This is a genomic window from Cedecea selenatireducens, assembly GCF_042138895.1.
Taxonomy (GTDB): Bacteria; Pseudomonadota; Gammaproteobacteria; order Enterobacterales; family Enterobacteriaceae; genus Cedecea; species Cedecea selenatireducens.
Map to the genome: position 1 here is coordinate 43,708 of NZ_JBHIKW010000013.1, position 22,537 is coordinate 66,244.

Annotated in this window: 18 protein-coding genes; 8 read left to right on the plus strand and 10 right to left on the minus strand. The window is 55.6% G+C overall.

Annotated features, from left to right (window positions below; all coding sequences use genetic code 11):
• Positions 1–58: 58 nt before the first annotated feature.
• On the minus strand, positions 59–769 hold the full coding sequence (locus tag ACE38U_RS18515) for a DUF3053 domain-containing protein (RefSeq protein WP_038483066.1): 711 nt from the start codon (positions 767–769) through the stop codon (positions 59–61).
• A 391-nt stretch (positions 770–1,160) separates the two neighbouring features.
• Between ACE38U_RS18515 and ACE38U_RS18520 the strand changes: the two genes are divergently transcribed.
• Complete coding sequence (locus ACE38U_RS18520; protein WP_038477456.1) at positions 1,161–1,448, plus strand: HTH-type transcriptional regulator; 288 nt, start codon at positions 1,161–1,163, stop codon at positions 1,446–1,448.
• A 65-nt stretch (positions 1,449–1,513) separates the two neighbouring features.
• Here the strand turns inward: ACE38U_RS18520 and tcp are convergent, their stop codons facing one another.
• The 4 genes from tcp to ACE38U_RS18540 all read right to left on the minus strand — a co-directional run bounded on the left by tcp (position 1,514) and on the right by ACE38U_RS18540 (position 6,733).
• Positions 1,514–3,175 carry a methyl-accepting chemotaxis citrate transducer gene (gene tcp / locus ACE38U_RS18525; RefSeq protein WP_375530328.1) on the minus strand — a complete coding sequence of 554 codons (1,662 nt, stop codon included), beginning with the start codon at positions 3,173–3,175 and terminating at the stop codon, positions 1,514–1,516.
• Between the two features lie 171 nt (positions 3,176–3,346).
• On the minus strand, positions 3,347–5,416 hold the full coding sequence (gene glyS / locus ACE38U_RS18530; RefSeq protein ID WP_038477450.1) for a glycine--tRNA ligase subunit beta: 2,070 nt from the start codon (positions 5,414–5,416) through the stop codon (positions 3,347–3,349).
• Between the two features lie 9 nt (positions 5,417–5,425).
• Complete coding sequence (gene glyQ, locus ACE38U_RS18535; RefSeq protein ID WP_038477447.1) at positions 5,426–6,337, minus strand: glycine--tRNA ligase subunit alpha; 912 nt, start codon at positions 6,335–6,337, stop codon at positions 5,426–5,428.
• A gap of 108 nt (positions 6,338–6,445) precedes the next feature.
• The gene (locus ACE38U_RS18540; protein ID WP_326979611.1) at positions 6,446–6,733 is read right to left on the minus strand and encodes a YsaB family lipoprotein; all 288 of its coding nucleotides are present in this window, start codon (positions 6,731–6,733) and stop codon (positions 6,446–6,448) included.
• A gap of 200 nt (positions 6,734–6,933) precedes the next feature.
• On the opposite strand from ACE38U_RS18540, the gene ACE38U_RS18545 reads away from it, so the two are divergent.
• Positions 6,934–7,929 (plus strand): acyltransferase, encoded by a 996-nt coding sequence (locus tag ACE38U_RS18545; RefSeq protein WP_375530329.1) that lies wholly within the window; start codon positions 6,934–6,936, stop codon positions 7,927–7,929.
• Here ACE38U_RS18545 and ACE38U_RS18550 read toward each other — a convergent pair.
• From ACE38U_RS18550 to xylA, 4 genes are all read right to left on the minus strand, one after another.
• Complete coding sequence (locus tag ACE38U_RS18550) at positions 7,926–8,849, minus strand: GlxA family transcriptional regulator (RefSeq protein WP_176981298.1); 924 nt, start codon at positions 8,847–8,849, stop codon at positions 7,926–7,928. The genes ACE38U_RS18545 and ACE38U_RS18550 overlap by 4 nt on opposite strands.
• A complete protein-coding gene (locus ACE38U_RS18555) occupies positions 8,846–9,388 on the minus strand; it encodes an isochorismatase family protein (RefSeq protein ID WP_038477439.1) in 543 nt (180 codons plus the stop codon). Before ACE38U_RS18555 ends, ACE38U_RS18550 begins: the two co-directional genes overlap by 4 nt.
• Positions 9,389–9,922: 534 nt before the next feature.
• Complete coding sequence (gene xylB / locus ACE38U_RS18560) at positions 9,923–11,377, minus strand: xylulokinase (RefSeq protein ID WP_038477436.1); 1,455 nt, start codon at positions 11,375–11,377, stop codon at positions 9,923–9,925.
• 45 nt (positions 11,378–11,422) lie between these two features.
• The gene (gene xylA, locus ACE38U_RS18565) at positions 11,423–12,745 is read right to left on the minus strand and encodes a xylose isomerase (protein WP_038483060.1); all 1,323 of its coding nucleotides are present in this window, start codon (positions 12,743–12,745) and stop codon (positions 11,423–11,425) included.
• Between the two features lie 371 nt (positions 12,746–13,116).
• Between xylA and xylF the strand changes: the two genes are divergently transcribed.
• The 4 genes from xylF to xylR all read left to right on the plus strand — a co-directional run bounded on the left by xylF (position 13,117) and on the right by xylR (position 18,150).
• A complete protein-coding gene (gene xylF, locus ACE38U_RS18570) occupies positions 13,117–14,109 on the plus strand; it encodes a D-xylose ABC transporter substrate-binding protein (protein WP_038477433.1) in 993 nt (330 codons plus the stop codon).
• 51 nt (positions 14,110–14,160) lie between these two features.
• The gene (locus ACE38U_RS18575; protein ID WP_176981300.1) at positions 14,161–15,702 is read left to right on the plus strand and encodes a xylose ABC transporter ATP-binding protein; all 1,542 of its coding nucleotides are present in this window, start codon (positions 14,161–14,163) and stop codon (positions 15,700–15,702) included.
• The gene (gene xylH / locus ACE38U_RS18580; RefSeq protein ID WP_038477427.1) at positions 15,680–16,861 is read left to right on the plus strand and encodes a xylose ABC transporter permease XylH; all 1,182 of its coding nucleotides are present in this window, start codon (positions 15,680–15,682) and stop codon (positions 16,859–16,861) included. Before ACE38U_RS18575 ends, xylH begins: the two co-directional genes overlap by 23 nt.
• A 110-nt stretch (positions 16,862–16,971) precedes the next feature.
• The gene (xylR, locus tag ACE38U_RS18585) at positions 16,972–18,150 is read left to right on the plus strand and encodes a D-xylose utilization transcriptional activator XylR (RefSeq protein ID WP_038477424.1); all 1,179 of its coding nucleotides are present in this window, start codon (positions 16,972–16,974) and stop codon (positions 18,148–18,150) included.
• Positions 18,151–18,211: 61 nt separating this feature from the next.
• On the opposite strand, the gene ACE38U_RS18590 is transcribed toward xylR, so the two are convergent.
• Complete coding sequence (locus ACE38U_RS18590; RefSeq protein ID WP_375530330.1) at positions 18,212–19,048, minus strand: protein bax; 837 nt, start codon at positions 19,046–19,048, stop codon at positions 18,212–18,214.
• Between the two features lie 347 nt (positions 19,049–19,395).
• Between ACE38U_RS18590 and ACE38U_RS18595 the strand changes: the two genes are divergently transcribed.
• Complete coding sequence (locus tag ACE38U_RS18595) at positions 19,396–20,151, plus strand: hypothetical protein (RefSeq protein ID WP_375530331.1); 756 nt, start codon at positions 19,396–19,398, stop codon at positions 20,149–20,151.
• A 118-nt stretch (positions 20,152–20,269) separates the two neighbouring features.
• Positions 20,270–22,300 carry an alpha-amylase gene (locus tag ACE38U_RS18600; RefSeq protein WP_375530332.1) on the plus strand — a complete coding sequence of 677 codons (2,031 nt, stop codon included), beginning with the start codon at positions 20,270–20,272 and terminating at the stop codon, positions 22,298–22,300.
• Positions 22,301–22,537 lie beyond the last annotated feature (237 nt).

Below are 22,537 nucleotides of genomic sequence, written 5' to 3' on the forward strand. Positions count from 1 at the left end.
GCCCATAAAAAAAGCGGAGTCGCCGTTAAGCGCTCCGCCTTTTCTTAGCTTACTAAATTTACTGCATTGCGGTCTGTGCCGCGCTCCAGGCCTGAGTAAACGCCTGATGCTGGGCAGACAGCGGACCAATCAGCGAGTTGTACTGGCTTGCCTGCTGGGAAGTCGGGAACTGAATACCGCCGTTAGCAAAGCCAACCTGAGTCCCCTGCTGAGCGATAAAATCACCCACCTGTACCAGCTGCTGGGTCAGGGTTTGCGCGGCTGGGATCAGCGGCGCCATGGCGTTCGCCGGGCCGGTCACCACTTTCTGGTAAACCTGGTAGTAAACGGTTTTCAGATCGTCAGGCTGTTTCAGCGCCGCAAGCGCGCCGTCGGCCTGCATTTTTGCATTTTGCACCTGCTGACCTAAGACGTTCAGCGAGCCGTTAGCCTGGCGCAGCGCGTCGCGCTGGGTCATATAATCCTGCGGCGCGCGGATGCTGTTCACGCTATCCACGACCGGCTTCATTCCTTCGTCCATTGCCTGGCTAACCTGCTGGGAGAAGCCGTACAGAATGGCGTAGTCGGAGACCAGCGGGCCAAACTGTTTTTTCTGATCGGACGTCAGCGTTGGCAGACGATCGCCGCTACGCATAGCCGTGTTTTGCAGAAAATCGATGAACGCCTTACGCTGGTCGCCTTCTTTATCGAAGCAACCACTCAGGCTCACCACCATTAATAACGCCGCCAGCGGCGCAAACCAGCGAGACCAGGACTTACCTGTCGCCATCATTTCTACTCCTGTCACCAATGCACTACCTGGCAAATTGCCACCCAATAACGATGCTAAGAATAGTCCAACAGCCCTTCGCAAGATACCCTTTCGCAATAATCTCTTATGCTTCTTCCACGGCGGAAGACTGCGCGCGAAAAGCCCTGCGGGACAAAGGCTGGATTAGCTTGCTAAGGATTTGCATAACTATTTACACATTTATACTAACGCCCACCATCAGAAGCTTTTCAAACGCTTACTTCGACTGGGCATTCAGCTGAAACGCATAAGCATTTTTTTTCAGCACGTTTAGCCCCTAACGTGATCCTACGCACGCTTTAAATCCAGCTACAGTTAATAGGCTTCTTTGCGTTCACGTTCTCGCTGTGTGATTTATGAGGAGTTCTCAATGGAATATAAAGATCCAATGGTTGAGCTGCTTAGCAGTCTTGAGCAGATTGTTTTTAAAGATAATCAGGTCATTAGCCTGAGTCAGAAACCCAGCGCCTTCTCGGAGTTTGAGCAGCTACGTAAAAGTACCGGACTAAAAATCGATGATTTTGCTCAGGCGATGGGGGTTAGCGTCACGATGGTGCAGGAATGGGAGTCCAGACGACTCAAGCCCTCAAGCACCGAAATGAAATTGATGCGTCTGATTCAGGCCAATCCAGGCCTCAGTAAGCAGTTAATAAGCTAGAAAATCGTTGCTCCGTTTGAAAACAACCCCGCTATGATGCGGGGTTTGTCATTTTAGCGCCGGGATCAGAACGTTTCCCAGTTTGCATCGGCCGCCGACGCTGCCTGTGGTTTTAACATGGCCGGCTGAGGACGCAGTTTTTCCTGCACTGGCTCCACACGACGCCCTCCGGCCTGCTGAAGCTGGAACACCGCCACAGCCTGACGCAGTTCGCTCGCCTGATCTTCCAGCGCGGCAGCGGCAGAAGCGGACTCTTCCACCAGCGAGGCATTTTGCTGGGTCACGCTGTCCATCTCGGACACCGCCTGTGCCACCTGCTCAATGCCTTTGCTTTGTTCTTCGGAAGCGGAAGCAATTTCACCCATAATGTCGGTCACGCGGGTGACAGCCGAAACGATTTCCTTCATGGTCGCACCGGCTTCGCGAACCTGGCTTGAGCCGGTATCTATGCGCGATACCGAGTTTTCAATCAGCACTTTAATCTCTTTCGCGGCCTGCGCGCTGCGGCTGGCCAGCGTTCTGACCTCCCCTGCAACAACGGCAAATCCACGGCCCTGCTCGCCCGCACGGGCAGCTTCTACCGCGGCGTTAAGCGCCAGAATGTTGGTCTGGAAGGCAATACTGTCGATAACGCTGGTGATATCCACGATTTTGCCGGAGCTTTCGGCGATTTCGTTCATCGTGCTGACCACGCTATCGACCACTCGCCCGCCTTTCTGCGCGGTTTCGGAGGCGTTTTTCGCCAGACCGGTCGCCTGGCGTGCGTTGTCGGTGTTCTGTTTCACGGTGGCGGTAAGCTGCTCCATGCTGGCCGCCGTCTCTTCCAGCGCCGCTGCCTGCTGCTCGGTGCGGGAGGAGAGATCGCTGCTGCCGGCAGATATTTCGCTGGCGCCGGTGTAAATGGAATCGGCGTTGTCGCGCACCACGCTCACGGTCTTCGCCAGCGACTGCTGCATGGATTTAAGCCCGGCAGACAGGCGGCTCATTTCGCTGCGCCCTTCGGCGTCGATAGTGCGGGTTAAATCCCCTTCCGAGATAGCCTGAATGTGCCCCATCGCGGTTTTTAGCGGCCACAGCAGCACGCGCTGCAGACCCAGCCAGATAACCACCAGCGCGGCGATAACAATCAGCAAAATGGTGCCCAGCGTCCAGAGCATACCGGTATAGCTGCTTTGGTTCTGCGCGCTGGCGGCCTTCAGCAGACGGGTGTTTTGGGTCAGCCACTGGCCATAAACGGCTTTGAAATCGTCCTGAGCCTGCTGGGCATCAAGGTTGCCGTAGGCCTGGTAGTTATCGGCCTTCAGGAACTGAATGGACTGCGCCATGACGTCATGCATTTGCTTAAAGCTGGCGGCCGCTTTGTCATCAATGGCTTTGTCCTGGCCCGGCACATCGTCGGAATCCATGTAGTTGCTGAACTGCTTTTGCGCCTCGACCAGCAGCCCGCCAGCATTCGTCAGCAGCTTGTTCATCGCCTCCAGCGAGGCAGGATCGCGCTGATTTTTCAGGACACGAATCGCCACGCGGTTGATGGTGACGCGGGTTTCAACCAGCGTCTGGAAGCTGCCGCCAAGCTGCTGTTGCTGGTAGTTAAGCAGGCCGGTATTTTGGAAGTTAAGGCGATCGCTGCTGACGGAGGAGTAGAACAGAGCCCCGGTCACCAGCAACAACACGCTGAAAATCCCGAGCGTAGTCACGATGCCGGTAATAACTTTGATATTTTTCATAGCGCCGAACGTTCCTGAAGTAGTGGCCGATATGAGATATATCGGTTCGGCGCAGATTTACCTTATCGCCCCTGGCGCGACTTTTTGTTAATCCATTGATATTTGAAAGTAAAAAAATTAATAAAAAAACCCGCCGAAGCGGGTTTCTGAAGGTGTATAGCTTTTAAACCATTACTGCAACAGGGAGATATCCGCCACCTGCAGGAACAGCTCGCGCAGCTTGGTCAGCAGCGTCAGGCGGTTAATACGCAGATCTTTATCTTCCGCGTTAACCATTACCTTGTCGAAGAACTCATCCACCGGCTCGCGCAGATTGGCCAGCTCTTCCAGGGCTTCCTGGTAACGGCCTTCGGCGAAGTACGGCTGCAGCTTATCGCGCAGCACAACCACGTTAGTCGCCAGGCGAATTTCTTCGGCCTCTTTCAGGACAGAAGCATGCACGATGTCGTTCAGCACTTCATCGGACTTGGCAAGAATGTTGGACACACGCTTGTTAGCCGCCGCAAGAGACGCCGCCGCTTCCAGAGTACGGAAGTGGGAAACCGCCTTCATGCGGGCGTCGAAGTCCGCCGGTTTGGTTGGACGACGCGCCAGCACCGCCTGAATGGTGTCAACCGCGTGGCCTTCTTCCTGATACCAGGCGCGGAAGCGGCCCAGCATAAAGTCGATAACCTCATCCACTACGTTGGTGTTGGTCAGCTTGCTGCCGTAGAGGCGAACCGCTTCTTCGGTCAGGGTCTGCAGATCCAGCGGCAGGTTTTTCTCAACGATAATGCGCAGCACGCCCAGCGCGGCACGGCGCAGCGCGAACGGGTCTTTATCGCCTTTCGGATGCTGACCAATGCCGAAGATGCCCGCAAGGGTGTCCATCTTGTCGGCAATCGCCACCGCACAGGCCACCAGGTTAGACGGCAGTTCATCGCCCGCAAAGCGAGGCTGATACTGCTCGTTTAGCGCAACCGCTACGTCTTCCGCTTCGCCGTCGTGACGTGCGTAGTGCATGCCCATGATGCCCTGGGTATCGGTAAACTCGAACACCATGTTGGTCATCAGGTCACACTTGGACAGCAGGCCAGCGCGGGTTGCATGATTCACGTCTGCGCCAATCTGGCCCGCAATCCAGCCTGAAAGCGCTTCGATGCGGTTAGTTTTGTCGCGCAGGGTGCCCAGCTCTTTCTGGAACAATACGGTTTCCAGACGCGGCAGGTTATCTTCCAGACGCTTTTTGCGGTCGGTATTGAAGAAGAACTCGGCGTCCGCCAGGCGCGGGCGAACCACCTTCTCGTTACCGGAAATGATCTGCACCGGGTCTTTCGACTCGATGTTCGTCACGAAGATGAAGTTTGGCAGCAGCTTGCCGCTGTTGTCGTAAACCGGGAAGTACTTCTGGTCACCCTTCATGGTGTAAACCAGCGCTTCGGCAGGCACGGCCAGGAATTTCTCTTCGAACTTCGCGGTCAGCACCACCGGCCATTCCACCAGCGAGGTGACTTCTTCCAGAAGGCTTTCGCTCAGGTCCGCGTTACCGCCAATTTTACGGGCGGCTTCTTCAGCATCACGTTTGATTGTGGCTTTACGCGCTTCGTAATCAGCGATGACCTTCCCGCGCTCCTGCAGGACTTGAGGATACTGGTCGGCATTGTCGATGGTGAATTCCGGCTCGCCCATAAAGCGGTGGCCGCGAATCACGCGATCGGACTGAATGCCCAGAATAGTGGCAGGGATCAGCTCGTCACCCAGCAGCAGCGTCACGGTGTGAACCGGGCGCACGAACTGAATGTCGGACGCGCCCCAGCGCATCAGTTTTGGAATCGGCAGCTTCGCCAGGGAAGTGGCGATCATGTTCGGCAGCAGTGCCTGCACGCTTTCGCCCTTCACGTGGGCGCGGTACATCAGCCATTCGCCTTTGTCGGTCGCCAGACGCTCGGCCTGGTCAACGGTAATTCCGCAGCCACGAGCCCAGCCTTCGGCAGCTTTGCTTGGTTTGCCTTCGGCGTCAAACGCCGCAGACACCGCAGGGCCGCGTTTTTCGACTTCGCGATCCGGCTGAGAAGCCGCCAGGTTAGCGATTTTCAGCGCCAGGCGACGCGGAGCAGCAAACCATTTTACTTCGCCGTGGGCGATGTTGGCCGCATCCAGCTCGGCGGTAACGTTAGCAGCGAAGGATTCAGCCAGGCTGCGCAGGGCTTTTGGTGGCAGCTCTTCAGTGCCGATCTCCACCAGAAAAGTTTTTTCAGACATGGCGGCCTCTTAGTTGTTCTTATTACACATCGGGAAGCCAAGCGCTTCACGAGAAGCGTAGTAGGCTTCGGCCACGGCTTTGGTCAGGGTGCGAATGCGCAGAATGTAGCGCTGGCGCTCGGTCACGGAAATGGCCTTGCGCGCATCCAGCAGGTTAAAGCTGTGAGCGGCTTTCAGAATACGTTCGTAGGCCGGCAGCGGCAGCGGAGTTTCCAGCGCCAGCAGCTGCTGCGCTTCTTTCTCGTACTGCTCGAAGCAGGTGAACAGGAAGTCCACGTCGGCGTATTCGAAGTTATAGGTGGACTGCTCCACTTCGTTCTGGTGGAACACGTCGCCGTAGGTGGTTTTACCCAGCGGGCCGTCGCTCCACACGAGGTCGTAAACGCTGTCTACGCCCTGAATGTACATCGCAAGACGCTCTAAACCGTAGGTGATTTCGCCGGTCACCGGCTTACACTCCAGGCCGCCAACCTGCTGGAAGTAGGTGAACTGCGTCACTTCCATGCCGTTAAGCCACACTTCCCAGCCCAGGCCCCATGCGCCAAGCGTTGGGTTTTCCCAGTTATCTTCCACGAAGCGAATGTCATGAATCGTTGGATCCATACCCAGCTCTTTCAGAGACCCGAGGTACAGCTCCTGAATGTTATCCGGGGAAGGCTTAATCACCACCTGGAACTGATAGTAGTGCTGTAAACGGTTCGGGTTTTCGCCATAGCGGCCATCGGTAGGACGGCGGGACGGCTGCACGTAAGCGGTGGCCATTGGCTCCGGGCCTAAGGCACGCAGGCTGGTCATCGGGTGAGAGGTGCCTGCGCCTACTTCCATGTCCAAAGGTTGAACAATGGTGCAGCCCTGGCGAGCCCAGTAGTCCTGTAAGGTCAGGATCAGGCCTTGAAAGGTCTTGGTATCAAACTTTTGCATGTTGAATTCGCACGCGTTCGGTGGATTTAAGAGAAGCGGCCAGTATATACGCAAACGCGGTCGAGTTGTATCAACACGGCAACGGAACGGCCGTGAGCGGGAAAGGCGTCAGGTTGTTGCCCGTTGGTTGAGGTTTTCGCGGCTGGAAAGGTGTGAAAATTGACCACTTTCGTCAAACGAACAGGTAAATCCCTCTTTGCGGGTGGTGCTGCCCATCATTTCGTAGCTGGCCTGGTACTGCTTAAATTCAGACAGGTTGATGCGCTGCGGCTGCGTGTTGTAGCGGTACGCGGCCTGGTTTTTACAGGCAAGCTCCATCGTCCCGGTATGAACAATCGGCCGACGCTCTTTTGCCGACTGGCTTTCCTGCTGTGGCGCGCTGCAGGCGCTAAGCATGAGCGCGAAAAAAGCGCTTAAGAGGAGTCTATTTTTTCTTTCTGCCATCATCATTTGCTACCAGTGCGTTAAACTCGGTTTCTTATTCATACTCCCCGTGGAGTCCGGCATTTTGCGAAGCCGTCGCGGGGATAGCAAGATGCGCGGAGCAAACTCAGACATTTCCGGGCGCAGGTACACAAGCGGCTTCAGGGGAACGAATGCAGCAAAAAATAAACTGGATTGATAACCTTCGGGGCATTGCCTGCCTGATGGTGGTTATGATCCATACCACGACCTGGTACATCACCAATCCACATACCGTAACCGCTTTTAGCTGGGATTTTTCAAACGTTCTGAACTCGGCTTCACGCGTCAGCGTGCCGCTGTTTTTCATGATTTCCGGGTATCTGTTTTTTGGCGAACGCAGCGCGCAGCAGCGCCATTTTCTACGCATAGCCAGCTGCCTGCTGTTTTATAGCGCCATTGCGCTGCTCTATATCTGGCTGTTTACCCCGATAAGCGTCGGCCTTGCGCTGCGCTACATCCTGGTAAAACCGGTGTTCTATCACCTGTGGTTTTTCTTCGCGATTATGGTGATTTACCTGCTTTCGCCGCTGATACAGGTGAAGAAGGTCAGCGCGGTGACAATCCTTGGGTTGATGGTGCTGCTCGGCGTGGTAGCCAACCCCAACACGGTGCCGCAGACGCTGGGCAATATGCGCTGGCTGCCCGTTAACCTCTACATTAACGGCGACACCTTCTATTACGTGCTTTACGGCCTGTTAGGCCGGGCGATTGGCATGTTCGATACCCAAAGAAAAGGCGTGAGTGGCCTGGCAGGCAGCCTGTTCGTGATTTGCGTCATGTCGATTGCGCTGGGCACCCACCGGCAGTTGGAAATCAACCAGAACTTCGCCGAAACCTTCTATGTGTATTGCGGCCCGCTGGTGTTTATTGCCGCCATTAGCCTGCTGGTCGTGGCGAAGAACTGCCTGAACCAACGCCCGCTGCCCGGCCTGACGTTTATTTCGCGCTACTCGCTGGGCATTTACGGGTTTCATGCGCTGATCATTCATTATTTGCGCACACACGATATCCAACTGACCCACTGGCCGGTGCTGGATATTCTGTGGATTTTCGGCGCAACGCTGGCAGGCAGCCTGCTGCTGGCCGTTGGCGTTGGAAAACTCGACCGCAAAAAACTGGTTAGCTAAGCGCCACGCATTCTGCCCCGCGCCCGATGCAGCTGGCGCGGGGAAGAAAATCCTGCGGCGCTGGCGGCCTGCTCGAGGCGCTGCCCCTGCTGTAGCCGTTGCTCTGCTACCGCAAGCCGCAGCTGTTCCAGATAGTCGCGCACGGAAATCCCCAAATGCTGCTGAAAAAGGCGGGATAAGTGCCGCGGGCTGACGTGAACCCGGTCGGCAATTTCCGGTACCGGCCAGGGCGCTTCAGGAGATGCGGCAAGCAGATCCTGCGCACGGTGCACGGCGGGATGAATATGATTCCGGTAGCGAAGCCAGGGTGAAAGCTGCGGGTCGTCGCCCGAGCGGCGGAACCAGACCACCATCTCTCTGGCTACCTCCAGCGCTACCCTCGGGCCGCAGTAGCGGTTAATCAAATGCAGGGAAAGATCGATCCCGGAGGTTATCCCGGCGCTGGTCCAAATCCCCCGGTCTTCAACAAAAATCCGGTTGTCTTTGACCTGCGCGCCGGGGGCCGCCGCTTTCAATCGCTCAAGGACGTCATGATGCGTTGTGCACTGAATGCCATGCATCAGTCCCGCTCGTGCCGCCAGCAGCGCCCCGGAGCACACGCACATCAGGTTAAGCTGCTGGCTGTGAATTTGCGGCTGCAGGCGGGTTAACCAACGCCTGACCTCTTCTGCCTGCGGCGTGGCAAAAAATCGGTTTGAATCGCACACGCCGGGCAGCACCAGCAGGCTCCCGGGGGGAAGGTTTTCAGGTAGCGGCTGAATACCGCTGAAGGTCAGGCCAATGGAGGTTTCAACCTGGGGGTCTGGCCCAATGTAGTGCAGATCAAACGCGTTCTTCGCCAGCCCCAGCGTTTCCGCCGGGCCGCTCAGATCGAGGGATAATATCCCCGGCAGCACCACAAACCAGACCCCAATACTCATTCCAGCGACTCCAGACACTCGGCTACGGTTTGTATTTCGGCGAACCGCCCGGCCAGCACGGTTTCAGTGCGGTGGCGCAGGGTGGCGGAGTCCAGCGTAACGCCTTTCCAGGTCATCGGGAAGGTGAGCATGGCTTCGCTCACGAAAGAAACCCGGTAACCCAGGTCAGAGGCAACGCGCGCGGTGGTTTCACAGCATTGCTCGGTGCGGATCCCACAGATAATCAGGTGGTTGATGTCTCGGGTACGGAGCCAATGATCCAGCCCGGTATCGGTAAACGCGTTATGAACGTGTTTCTGGAAACTGACCGCTGCCTGATGCTGCAAAAACGGCATCGGCGTAACAAACCCGGATTTCAGCGAAAAAACATCGTCTTCATCCACGTGGAAGATATCCACCACCGGTATGCCCTTCTGCTGGCAGCCGGCAATAAGCGCCAGCATCGCCTGCTGAAACGCAGGCACATCATCCTCTTGCCAGTAATTCCGGTGGAAGAAAGACCGTTGGGTATCAATATTGATCAGCGCGGCACGTGACATATTCGGACTCCTCATTGGTTTGCTTAAAACCATTCTGGCAGGGGATTCCGCAAGCGCTGATACCAAAAAAGGACAGGATGGTGTTGGTTTGAGACGACGATCTTCACTCATTCTAAATGGCTGTCTTTTAGCCCAAAATACGTTCTATGAACGATGGACTTAGGTTCCGTTCACTTCTAGCCCTGCTTTATATGTCATCACAGAGACGGTGAACGTCTCGGTGGAGTCACCGTCACTCCCCCGAGGCCCCGGACTCCCGGCCAAATAAATCGCCGCAAGCGGTAAACCTCAGCTTTATCTCCCAGTCCTGGGTCGCCTGAGATGCGTTCCCGACGCTCTCAGCCTCCGGCCGTTCCCGACGGCCGGACCCCGGCCAGTCGGAGAGAAAACTGAGGCGATTTAAGCCGGAACCGAGCCTCGCTTTTGACCCAAATCCATCCTGAAAGTCATTGTTGCTTCAAGTCCTACAGCCACGCCCTTACTCCTGGAAACAGGCTTCTTTGCACGCCTTCTCCCTCACTGGGAAAACGGCTATCAGGACATCAGCGGCAACAGCTGCTGATAAATCTGGTTAAACACCTGACGCCGCCCGGCGTAGCGCTGATGCCGGGCAAAATCTGGCTGATGCCTTTGCTCGAGAGGCAGCTGGGGCAGCAGCGACTGCAAAGGCTGCCCCGGTGAGAGCGCGATTTGCGCCAGGCGAGCTGCACCCAGAGCAGGCCCAACGTCGCCGCCTGTGCGGTAGTCCAGCACCTGACCGCTGATATCGGCCAGCATTTGCCGCCAGTACGGGCTGCGTGCGCCCCCGCCAATCAGCGTGACGCTGTCGGGCGTAATGCCGCATTCATGCACAACGTCCATGCCGTCCGCCAGCGCGTAGCCCACGCCTTCCAGCACCGCACGGGCAAGCTCGGCGGGGCCATGTTGATGGGTCAGGCCAAAAAAGGTGCCTTTAGCCTGAGGATTGTTGTGCGGGGTTCGTTCGCCGGAAAGATAGGGCAGAAACCAAATAACGCCCGCCTCCGGGTTAGCCTGTTCCGCCGCCGCCAGCAGGGCCGGAACGCTCCCCAGACCGGTGAGTTTTGCCGCCCAGTCAAGGCAGGAAGCCGCGCTGAGCATGACCGACATCAGGTGCCAACGGTTGGGTAACGCATGGCAAAAACTGTGTACCGCGCTTTCCGGCTTACTGCGAAAACCGTCGCTTACGGCGAAATAGACGCCGGAGGTGCCGAGCGAGAGCATGGCCTGCCCGGCGTCTACCATCCCGACGCCGATAGCCCCGGCGGCATTATCCCCGCCGCCAGCCACCACGGGCACCGCAGGCATATTCCAGCTTTCAGCGACATCGCGCTTCAGCACGCCGGTGATTTCGCTGCCCTCAAACAATTCGGGCATATGCTGGCGAGAAAGGCGGCAGGCGTCGAGCATCGTGTCGCTCCAGTCGCGCTTTGCCACATCCAGCCACATCGTGCCCGCCGCGTCGGACATATCGCTGGCAAATTCCCCGGTCATCCTCAGGCGCAGGTAGTCCTTCGGCAGCAGCACTTTATTGATTTGCGCAAAGATATCCGGCTCGTGGCGCTCGACCCACAGCAGCTTCGGTGCGGTAAAGCCGGGCATCATCAGGTTGCCGGTTATGGCTCTTGCCTCTTCAACGTTGCTTTCCAGCAGCGCACATTCTTCGCCGCTGCGGCCATCGTTCCAAAGAATGGCCGGGCGAAGCACGCGCTGTTTGCTGTCCAGTAACGTCGCACCATGCATCTGGCCGGCAAGCCCAATCGCCTTTACGCCGCTAAAAGAACGTTCCGCCCCTAGTGCACGCATCGCGCGGTCTGTGGCCTGCCACCAGTGTTCGGGATCCTGCTCGGACCAAAGGGAGTGAGGCCGGGAAACGGTCAGCGACTCGCTATGTGCAGCCACCACCTCGCCTGCTTCGCTCAGCAGGATTACCTTCACGCCCGACGTGCCAAGATCGATGCCGATATACATGGTAGCTCCTTAATATCGCGCCGCTTTTCGGCGGCGCAGGCAAGTTTAGTTATCGAACAAATAGTGGTTAATCAGGTTTTCTAAAAGCTCCTGATGCCCGCTCTGATGCTGCGGGGCCAGCTTGTGCTGCTCAGCGTACTGCGCCAGCTGCGTGAGCGATATCTGGCCTTTAAGAATTTGCTGGCCCAGCTCACTATTCCACCCGGCGTAACGTTTCGCGACGCGTTTATCCAGCTCACCATCCTCAACCATGCGGGCAGCAATTTTTAGCGCCAGCGCCATCGTATCCATGGCGCCGATATGGCCGTAGAACAGGTCATATTTATCGGTGCTCTGACGGCGCACTTTGGCATCGAAGTTCAGGCCACCGGTGGTGAATCCTCCGGCCTTCAGAATTTCATACATCACCAGCGCGTTTTCCTCAACGCTGTTCGGGAACTGATCGGTATCCCAACCCAGCTGTGGATCGCCTCGGTTGGCATCGACCGAGCCAAAGATACCTAATGCAATCGCGCTGGCGATTTCGTGGTGGAAGGAGTGACCAGCCAGCGTCGCGTGGTTCGCCTCGATATTGACCTTTATCTCTTTTTCGAGACCAAACTGCTTCAGGAAGCCGTAAACGGTCGCAACGTCGTAATCATACTGATGCTTGGTTGGCTCCTGCGGCTTCGGCTCGATAAGCAGCGTGCCGCGAAAACCGATTTTATGCTTGTGCTCAACGACCATTTGCATGAAGCGGCCAATCTGCTCGCGCTCCTGCCGTAGGTCGGTATTCAATAGGGTTTCATAGCCTTCGCGCCCACCCCACAGCACATAGTTTTCCCCGCCTAATTGATGCGTGGCATTCATTGCCGTCACGACCTGGGTCGCCGCCCAGGTGAACACTTCGGGATCGGGATTCGTTGCCGCCCCGGCGCCGTAGCGCGGGTGAGTGAAGCAGTTAGCGGTGCCCCACAGCAGCTTCACGCCGCTTTCCTGTTGTTTTTGCGCCAGGACTTCCGTCATCTGGGCGAAATTGTTTAGGTATTCCTTCAGAGAAGCGCCTTCCGGTGAGACGTCGACGTCATGGAAACAGTAATACGGCACGCCAAGTTTCTGGAAAAACTCAAACGCCACGTCAGCCTTGCGCTTCGCCAGCGCCAGTGCGTCTCCAGCCTGCTGCCACGGGCGTTCAAATGCCCCCACGCCGAACATGTCCGCCCCCGTCCAGCAGAATGTGTGCCAGTAGCAGGCCGCAAAACGCAGGTGCTCTTCCATGCGTTTCCCAAGAATTAATGCATCCGGGTTGTAGTGACGAAACGCCAGTGGGTTGGTGGTTTTCGGGCCTTCAAAACGCACGCGATCGAGTTGGTCGAAATAAGCTTGCATAATTAACTCCGTCATCAGGAAACAGCGGTCAGGATATTGAGTTATTTCATCCTGAATTCTCCCTGGCGGTTGCTCAATTACGTTATTTCACTCTGGGGTTAAGAGAATACCCAAATGTGCGTCACCTCGCAAAAAACCACTAAAATAATAAAAAAATATCGCGCAACGCCTTCCATAAATGAGTGCAACAGGCCGTCAATTCAATATTAAATTAGATCGCCATCATATTTTTACGATTAAACAAAAAAACATAACGCGAAGATAAAAATCTGTAATTGATGGTCACGCCTATACGGATAACAATCTACAGGGTCTGCTGATATGAATCATTCTTTACTCCTATAAGCCATTTCCCCTACAGGTAAAATAATATGAAGATAAAGAACCTCTTACTCACGCTATGCGCCTCACTCATTCTTACCAGCGTAAGCGGTATCGCCAAAGAAGTGAAAATCGGTATGGCGATAGACGACCTGCGCCTGGAGCGTTGGCAAAAAGATCGCGATATTTTTGTGAAAAAAGCGGAATCCTTAGGGGCAAAAGTGTTTGTCCAGTCCGCCAACGGTAACGAAGAAACGCAGATGTCGCAAATTGAAAACATGATCAATCGCGGCGTTGATGTATTAGTTATTATTCCTTACAACGGCCAGGTATTAAGCAACGTGGTCGCAGAAGCGAAACGCGAAGGTATTAAAGTGCTCGCCTACGATCGCATGATTAATAATGCCGACATTGATTTTTATATTTCTTTCGATAATGAAAAAGTCGGTGAATTACAGGCTAAAAGTATTGTAAGCAAAGTGCCTCAAGGCAATTACTTTTTGATGGGCGGTTCGCCGGTGGATAATAACGCGAAATTATTCCGCGCCGGGCAGATGAAAGTATTAAAACCTTATATTGATGAAGGAAAAATTAAAGTCGTCGGCGATCAGTGGGTTGACGGCTGGTTGCCGGAAAACGCGCTGAAAATTATGGAAAACGCTCTGACAGCGAATAATAACAAGATTGATGCGGTCGTGGCGTCTAACGATGCCACGGCAGGCGGTGCTATCCAGGCACTAAGCGCGCAAGGACTGGCCGGGAAAGTCGCTATTTCGGGTCAGGATGCTGACCTGGCGGGCATTAAACGTATTATCGCCGGCACCCAAACGATGACCGTCTATAAACCCATTACCAAACTGGCAAATACCGCCGCTGAAATTGCCGTCGAATTAGGCGAAGGCAAGCAGCCAGCCACGGATGCCAGCTTAAATAATGGCCTGAAGGATGTTCCATCCCGCCTCTTAACCCCTATTGAGGTGGAAAAAAACAATATCGACAGCACCGTTATCGCCGACGGTTTCCACAAAAAGAGCGACCTGTAGCCGCCGGGCCCGCGCGCTTGCGGGCCTTCTCGCTCAACCGGAGGAGAGCTTATGCCTCATTTGTTGGAAATGAAAAACATCACCAAAGCCTTTGGCACGGTGAAAGCCGTGGATAACGTGAGCCTGACGCTTGAAGCCGGGGAAGTGATGTCGCTGTGTGGCGAAAACGGCTCGGGCAAATCCACGCTAATGAAAGTGCTGTGCGGTATTTACCCCCACGGCAGTTACGACGGTGAAATCTGGTTTGCGGGAGAGCTGCTGCAGGCAGGCCATATTCGCGACACCGAGCGAAAAGGGATCGCCATCATTCATCAGGAACTGGCGCTGGTTAAGCATCTTACGGTTCTGGAAAACATTTTCCTGGGGGCAGAGATTACGCATCGCGGCCTGCTCGACTTCGACACCATGACGCTTCGCTGCCAGAAGCTGCTTGCCCAGGTGAACCTGTCTCTTTCCCCGGATACGCGCGTGGGGGATTTAGGTCTTGGTCAGCAGCAACTGGTGGAGATCGCCAAGGCGCTGAACAAGCAGGTCAGGCTGCTGATTCTGGACGAACCCACCGCTTCGCTCACCGAACAGGAAACCGCCGTGCTGCTCGGGATTATTCGCGACCTGCAGGCTCACGGCATCGCCTGTATTTATATTTCCCACAAGCTCAATGAAGTAAAAGCCATTTCAGACACCATCTGCGTTATTCGCGACGGGCAGCCCATCGGTACTCGTGAAGCTAAGCAGATGAGCGAGGACGACATCATTACGATGATGGTAGGGCGGGAACTGACGGCGCTTTACCCTAACGAGCCGCACCAAACCGGCGACGAGATCCTGCGCGTGGAGCACCTGACCGCATGGCACCCGGTCAACAAACACATTAAGCGGGTAAACGATGCCTCTTTTTCCCTGCGCAAAGGGGAAATTCTGGGTATTGCCGGGCTGGTCGGGGCCGGAAGAACCGAGGCGGTTCAGTGCCTGTTTGGCGTCTGGCCAGGCCGCTGGGAGGGCAGAGTCTATATCGACGGTCAGCAAGTGCATATCAATACCTGCCAGCAAGCGATTGCCCATGGCATTGCTATGGTGCCGGAAGATCGTAAAAAAGACGGCATCGTGCCGGTGATGGCCGTGGGGCAAAACATCACCCTTGCCGCATTAAGTCAGTTCTCTGGGGTATTGAGCAGCCTGGACGAGGCTCAGGAGCAAAACTGCATGCTGCAGTCGCTCAAGCGTCTGAAGGTTAAAACCTCATCGCCTGACCTGGCCATTGGCCGCCTCAGCGGTGGGAATCAGCAAAAAGCTATTCTTGCCCGCTGTCTGCTGCTTAATCCACGCATTCTGATACTCGATGAACCCACGCGAGGCATCGACATAGGCGCGAAGTACGAAATCTACAAACTTATTAATCAGCTGGTGCAGCAGGGGATTGCCGTCATTGTCATCTCCTCTGAATTACCGGAAGTGCTCGGCCTGAGCGACCGCGTGCTGGTCATGCATGAGGGCCGCATTAAAGCCGATTTGATTAACCACAATCTGACCCAGGAAAAGGTCATGGAAGCCGCCCTGAGGAGTGACCCCCATGTCGAAAAGCAATTTGTCTGAACTGAAACTGACGCCACCAGGCCGGGCCTTGCCTGGGGCGCTAAAATCGCTGAATCTGCAGGTTTTTGTCATGATTGCCGCTATTGCCGTCATCATGCTGTTCTTTACCTGGCAGACGGAGGGGGCTTATTTGAGCGCCCGCAACGTGTCTAACCTGCTGCGGCAAACGGCGATTACCGGCATCCTGGCCGTCGGCATGGTGTTTGTCATTATCTCGGCCGAAATCGACCTCTCGGTGGGCTCAATGATGGGGCTGCTCGGCGGCGTGGCGGCCATTTTTGACGTCTGGCTTGGCTGGCCATTGCCGCTCACGATTGTCGTCACGCTGGCCCTGGGTCTGGTCCTCGGAGCGTGGAACGGATGGTGGGTTGCCTATCGCAAGGTTCCGTCGTTTATCGTCACGCTCGCGGGCATGCTGGCGTTTCGCGGCATTCTTATCGGCATTACCAATGGCACCACGGTGTCGCCGACCAGCAGCGCAATGTCGCAAATCGGGCAAAGCTATCTGTCAGGCGGCATCGGCTTCACCGTGGGCGTGCTGGGGCTGATGGCCTTTATTGCCTGGCAGTGGCGGCTTCGCATACGCCGCCAGGCGCTCGGCCTTGCTGCGCCGGCATCGGGCGGCGTTGTTGGCCGTCAGGCGATCACCGCCGTGGTCGTGCTCGGTGCAATCTGGCTGCTGAACGATTATCGCGGCGTTCCGACGCCGGTGCTGCTCCTTGCTCTGCTGCTGCTCGCCGGGATGTTTATGGCCACCCGCACCGCGTTTGGTCGCCGTATTTACGCCATCGGCGGCAATATCGACGCGGCGCGGCTGTCGGGGATAAACGTTGAACGCACCAAGCTGGCGGTATTTGCGATAAACGGCCTGATGGTGGCGATTGCCGGGCTGATCCTAAGCTCACGCCTCGGCGCGGGTTCACCTTCCGCCGGTAATATCGCCGAACTGGATGCCATTGCCGCCTGCGTCATCGGTGGAACCAGCCTGGCGGGCGGCATCGGCAGCGTCGCCGGGGCGGTCATGGGGGCGTTTATTATGGCCTCTTTGGACAACGGCATGAGCATGATGGACGTGCCCACCTTCTGGCAGTACATCGTGAAAGGGGCCATTTTGCTGCTGGCGGTATGGATGGATTCCGCGACCAAACGCCGGGCCTGATGCGCAAGCGGCGCAAAACGTGCAAACGGTCACAATGCCGGGGCGACGTTCCCCGGCTGGCTCGCAGCTGTGGTATTCAGGTATCTGGCTAGCTACGGGAAACTTTCAGCATGTTTGAGAAACGTCATCGCATCACGCTGTTATTCAACGCCAATAAAGTCTATGACCGGCAGGTGGTCGAAGGCGTGGGGGAATATTTGCAGGCGTCTCAATCGGAGTGGGACATTTTTATCGAAGAAGACTTTCGCGCCCGCATCGATAACATCAAAGAGTGGCTGGGCGACGGCGTGATTGCCGATTTTGACGATCGGGAAATTGAACGCCTTCTGGAAGGCGCCGAAGTCCCGATTGTGGGCGTTGGTGGCTCCTACCACTCGCCGGAGCATTATCCGCCGGTCCACTATATCGCCACCGACAACCATGCGCTGGTAGAAAGCGCTTTTCTGCACCTGAAAGAGAAAGGCGTCCAGCGCTTTGCTTTCTATGGGCTTCCCGGCTCGAGCGGCAAGCGTTGGGCCACAGAGCGCGAGCACGCTTTTCGACAGCTGGTTGCGAAGGAGAAGTACCGGGGCGTGGTTTATCAGGGCATCGAAACGGCGCCAGAGAACTGGCAGCACGCACAGAATCGCCTCGCCGACTGGGTACAAACGCTGCCGCCGCAAACCGGTATTATTGCGGTAACGGACGCTCGAGCCCGCCACCTGCTGCAGGTCTGCGAGCATCTGCATATTCCCGTCCCGGAAAAGCTGTGCGTGATCGGCATCGATAACGAGGAACTGACCCGCTATTTATCGCGGGTGGCGCTTTCGTCGGTGGCGCAGGGCACGCGCCAGATGGGCTATCAGGCCGCCAAACTGCTGCACCGCCTGCTGGACCACGAAAACCTGCCGCTGCAGCGCGTGCTGGTGCCGCCGGTCAGGGTTGTGGAGCGCAGCTCTACGGATTATCGCTCGCTGCATGACCCGGCGGTGATCCAGGCCATGCACTACATTCGCAATCACGCCTGCAAAGGCATAAAAGTCGAACAGGTGCTGGATGCGGTGGGGATCTCGCGCTCAAACCTGGAGAAACGTTTTAAGGAAGAAGTGGGAGAGACGATTCACGCGGTGATTCATGCGGAGAAACTGGAAAAGGCAAGAAGCCTGCTTATCTCAACGTCTTTATCTATCAATGAAATATCACAGATGTGTGGCTACCCGTCTTTGCAATATTTCTATTCGGTATTTAAAAAAGAGTACGACGCCACGCCAAAAGAGCATCGCGATAGATTTAGCGAAATTTTAGTTTAAAGCCATAAATAACAATGCCCTCCGAAGAGGGCATTGTTTAATTTCATTCAGACAATGAAAATTAATTCGGCAGCATGAAACGCTGGTTACTCTGATACATCGCGAACAGGAAATTATTATAGCTGGAGCCTCGGGTTGAATACCCTTTCAGCTTATGGATCATATTGTTGGCCGTCACTTCCTGATCCGCTTTACGCAGCTTAGCGCGCTCTTTACGGAATGAAGAATAGGCCGGATGGGTATTCAGATTCGCCACGTACGCATTAACGCCTTCATTCACAGAACCGTAATGCAGGTAGCCTTTGACCTTGCCCGGCTCGCTGTTGCAGTGGCGCCTGGTACACTTCATGCCAAACAGGTTGTTGTTGCTGCGGGCAAGCTTAGAAGTCCCCCAGCCGCTTTCCGCCGCCGCCATCGTCGCCACCATATTGGTAGGGATAATGTCGACTTTCTCCAGCAGGGTGTTCCACGGCACGCGGTTGGTGTTGCCGCGCCATGCTACCTTATACCGCTGGGTGATTTCTTTCAGGCGTGTGCGCTCACTCGGCGACCAACGCTTCTCGTACTGTTTTGAAATCAACCAGTTACGATCGGCAGTTATCACTGCATTTTGGCGGGTAATATATGGCATGACCGTCCGGAGAAACGCTTTTTTCCTTGGTGTCCCGGAAGGGTATTTTCGCAAATCAGGAAGCGAACCATTTTCACTATTGCGAGAATACTCTTTTTTACTACTTGCCAGCTTACTACTTACCGCTTTTTTACTGCTTATTTTCGTTATATGGGCCTTGCTGTGCGATTTAGGCTCATGTTTACTGGCGAACGCGTGACTTGAAAAGCCCACGGTCAGCAGCATGAGTATCGCGGCCCCGAATCGTCGGAATGGGGGTGATATCATTAGCTCTCCTGGTCGGATCGATCGTTTCCAGTGCCTTATTTTTTAAAAGGTTTTAGAAAAATAGGTGCGAATTATATCAAAATTAACCGCTCAGAGCACCTTTAGAAATAGTACTATTCCGAAACAATGTCACCTATGAACTTCTTATAGTGATAAAAAGTATTGTAAAATTCGGGAGTTAATCACAGTTCATGATGCAGGAAAAAAATGAACTGCTGAGGGCTGTTCCCGCGTTTAGAGAGTGAGATTATTGGTTATATTTTTAAGGTGGCGGCGGCAATAACCTGGCAGAGGTGCAACCGGGGTTAAGGCGCTCAGATAACATTTGATACAGGAAAACTGGCAACATGAGCCTGGTGCAGAACCTGATAAAAAAAGCCTTTGCGACGGCGAATGCCAACGAAGCCGCCAGCTTCCTGGCCAGCGCATGCAACCGCATGAAATCGCATAACAAAGAGCAGATTCAGGCCGAGGTTAGCGCGGCATTAGTCAACGTTAATCTTGTTCGCATCAGTGAAAAACCGCCGCAGACCAAAACGGTTTACCAGGACTCGCCGGAAACCCTCCGTCGCTTGAAAGACGCAGAATCTCTCTCTGCCAGCCTGCTTGCCCAGTTGCGTGAAGCCCAGCAGCGTTCCGCTCAGGGCGACACCGCAGAAACCACCACCCGCCTGCAAAGATATGAAAAACAGGTCGCAGAGCTCCAGAAAGCGCTGAATATCAGCCAGGAAATGCACCTCAAAGAATCAGCCCTGGTACGCAGCGTGATGCAGCGGGAAATTGACGAGCTTAAAAGCCTGCTAAACCGCCAGAAAGAGTCCGGGTCCGGGCTGGCGGAGACTCACCAACGCGAAAAAAACGAGCTGTATCAGCGCCTGGAAGCCGCGGACGAGCTGATAAAAACCCAGCAGGAGGCGCGCTACAAAGCGGAAGAGGAAGTCACCCAGCTACACGAAAAGCTGGCAAACCTGCAGGCAGATAACCACTACAGTTTTGAGCAGTGTGAAACCCTGAACGCCAGGCTCACCAAAACGATCGATGAGCTACTGGCCACCCGCAATACGCTGACCGCGCACTTCGGCCACTGGCTGACGAATAAATAAAAACGTTAACGCCGTCACTCACCCTTGCGGCTCCACCCTGCATAACGTAGGCGCAGGATGAGCGCCCCCCGTCTGAACGGTGGCAAACTGCGCAATAAATCCCCACAGGATGATGCGTATGAAACGGTTCTCCCTCTGTCTTTTACTCACGCCTTACCTCGCTTACGCAGGCTGGACCGCACCGGGACTTCCTGCTTTTCAGGAAACGGGTCCGGGCCAGTTCATCAGCACCGCTCATCTGGCCAAAGGCTCGCTGCCGCTTAATCTGAAGCTAGATAACCAATGCTGGCAGCCTGCAGAAACCATCAAGCTTAATCAGGCTCTTTCACTCAGGCCGTGCTCAGGCGATGCGCCTGCGTGGCGACTTTTCCGAGCCGGAGAATACCAGGCACAGATAGATACCCGCAGCGGTACCCCCACGCTGATGCTCAGCATTAAGCCCGAGGCCAGCAGCCAGCCTCAACAGACGGTGGCGCAGTGCCCTAAATGGGATGGAAAGCCACTCACCGTCGACGTTAGCAGTACTTTCCCGGAAGGTTCACTGGTGCGTGATTTCTACAGCGGAGGCACGGCAAAAGTTGAGCAAGGCCATATCACGCTGATGCCTGCCGCCGGAAGCGACGGTTTATTGCTGCTGGAATCCGCAGCCGTAGAAAAACCAGCGCCGTTTAGCTGGCACAATGCGACGGTCTACTTCGTTCTGACCGATCGTTTTGAAAACGGCAACCCTGCAAACGATAGCAGCTATGGCCGCCACAAAGACGGAATGCAGGAGATAGGCACCTTCCACGGAGGCGACCTCGCGGGGCTCACCAACAGGCTGGATTACCTGCAGCAGCTTGGTGTTAACACGCTCTGGATAAGCTCCCCGCTGGAGCAAATTCACGGCTGGGTGGGCGGCGGCACCAAAGGCGACTTCCCACACTACGCCTACCACGGTTACTACACCCTGGACTGGACGAAGCTTGACGCCAACATGGGTAACGAAGCCGAGCTCCGCAAACTGGTGGATGAAGCCCACAGGCGCGGGATCCGCATTCTGTTTGACGTTGTCATGAACCACACAGGCTATGCGACGCTCGCCGACATGCAGGAGTACCAGTTTGGCGCGCTGTATCTCAAAGGGGATGAACTCAGGAAAACGCTCGACGAGCGCTGGACTGACTGGCAGCCAGCGGCGGGCCAAAGCTGGCACAGCTTTAACGACTACATCAACTTTAGCGACAAAGCCGCGTGGGATAAGTGGTGGGGCAAGGCCTGGATCAGAACGGACATTGGCGATTACGACAACCCTGGCTTCGACGACTTAACTATGTCGCTCGCCTTCTTGCCCGATTTGAAAACCGAAGCGACCGCTCCGGCAGAACTCCCGATATTTTACCGGCACAAGCCCGATACCGCCGCGAAGGTGATACCTGGCTACACCGTTCGCGACTACCTGAGCCACTGGCTTAGCCAATGGGTACGTGACTATGGCATTGATGGTTTCAGGGTAGATACCGCAAAACACGTTGAAAAAGCGGCCTGGCAGCAATTAAAAACGCAGTCCAGCGCGGCATTAGCCGAATGGAAGCAGGCCAACCCGGACAAAAAAATCGATGATGCACCGTTCTGGATGACGGGCGAAGCCTGGGGCCACGGCGTGATGAAAAGCGATTACTACGCGAACGGCTTCGACGCGATGATCAACTTCGACTACCAGGAGCAGGCGGCCAAAGCGGTGGAATGCCTGGCCACGATTGCCCCTACATGGCAACAAATGTCGGACAAACTCCAGCAATTTAACGTGCTGAGCTACCTGTCCTCCCACGACACCCGCCTGTTCCGGGAAGGCGGACAAAAAGCGGCGGAGCTGCTGTTGCTCACGCCAGGCGCGGTACAGATTTTCTACGGCGATGAAACGCAAAGACCATTTGGCCCAACGGGGTCTGACCCGCTGCAGGGCACCCGCTCGGACATGAACTGGCCGGACGCCACAAGCAAGCAGGCCGCAACGCTTGCTCACTGGCAGAAGCTGGGCCAGTTCCGCGCCCGCCATCAGGCCATCGGCGCAGGAAAACAAACGACGTTAAGCGTCAAACAGGGCTATGCCTTTAGCCGGGTCAGCGGCAATGACAAGGTGATGGTGGTGTGGGCGGGGAATCGATAGTCGTCATATCGACTATTTAAGTTCGGCTAAGGTTCCGTTCACTTCCAGTTCGGTTTCATATGTCACCACCGAACCGGTGAACGACTCGGGGAAGTCACCGTCACTTCCCCGAGACCCCGGACTCCCGGCCAAATAAATCGACCGCTAAAGCGGCAGACCTCCGTTTTATCTCCCAGTCCTGGGTCGGCTGAGATGCGTTCCCGACGCTCTCAGCCTCCGGCCGTTCCCGACGTCCGG

Coding starts and splice junctions, on each gene's coding strand:
- ACE38U_RS18515 (WP_038483066.1), bottom strand. CDS start 769: ATGGCGACAGGTAAGTCCTGGTCTCGCTGGTTTGCGCCGCTGGCGGCG.
- ACE38U_RS18520 (WP_038477456.1), top strand. CDS start 1,161: ATGGAATATAAAGATCCAATGGTTGAGCTGCTTAGCAGTCTTGAGCAG.
- tcp (WP_375530328.1), bottom strand. CDS start 3,175: ATGAAAAATATCAAAGTTATTACCGGCATCGTGACTACGCTCGGGATT.
- glyS (WP_038477450.1), bottom strand. CDS start 5,416: ATGTCTGAAAAAACTTTTCTGGTGGAGATCGGCACTGAAGAGCTGCCA.
- glyQ (WP_038477447.1), bottom strand. CDS start 6,337: ATGCAAAAGTTTGATACCAAGACCTTTCAAGGCCTGATCCTGACCTTA.
- ACE38U_RS18540 (WP_326979611.1), bottom strand. CDS start 6,733: ATGCTTAGCGCCTGCAGCGCGCCACAGCAGGAAAGCCAGTCGGCAAAA.
- ACE38U_RS18545 (WP_375530329.1), top strand. CDS start 6,934: ATGCAGCAAAAAATAAACTGGATTGATAACCTTCGGGGCATTGCCTGC.
- ACE38U_RS18550 (WP_176981298.1), bottom strand. CDS start 8,849: ATGAGTATTGGGGTCTGGTTTGTGGTGCTGCCGGGGATATTATCCCTC.
- ACE38U_RS18555 (WP_038477439.1), bottom strand. CDS start 9,388: ATGTCACGTGCCGCGCTGATCAATATTGATACCCAACGGTCTTTCTTC.
- xylB (WP_038477436.1), bottom strand. CDS start 11,377: ATGTATATCGGCATCGATCTTGGCACGTCGGGCGTGAAGGTAATCCTG.
- xylA (WP_038483060.1), bottom strand. CDS start 12,745: ATGCAAGCTTATTTCGACCAACTCGATCGCGTGCGTTTTGAAGGCCCG.
- xylF (WP_038477433.1), top strand. CDS start 13,117: ATGAAGATAAAGAACCTCTTACTCACGCTATGCGCCTCACTCATTCTT.
- ACE38U_RS18575 (WP_176981300.1), top strand. CDS start 14,161: ATGCCTCATTTGTTGGAAATGAAAAACATCACCAAAGCCTTTGGCACG.
- xylH (WP_038477427.1), top strand. CDS start 15,680: ATGTCGAAAAGCAATTTGTCTGAACTGAAACTGACGCCACCAGGCCGG.
- xylR (WP_038477424.1), top strand. CDS start 16,972: ATGTTTGAGAAACGTCATCGCATCACGCTGTTATTCAACGCCAATAAA.
- ACE38U_RS18590 (WP_375530330.1), bottom strand. CDS start 19,048: ATGATATCACCCCCATTCCGACGATTCGGGGCCGCGATACTCATGCTG.
- ACE38U_RS18595 (WP_375530331.1), top strand. CDS start 19,396: ATGAGCCTGGTGCAGAACCTGATAAAAAAAGCCTTTGCGACGGCGAAT.
- ACE38U_RS18600 (WP_375530332.1), top strand. CDS start 20,270: ATGAAACGGTTCTCCCTCTGTCTTTTACTCACGCCTTACCTCGCTTAC.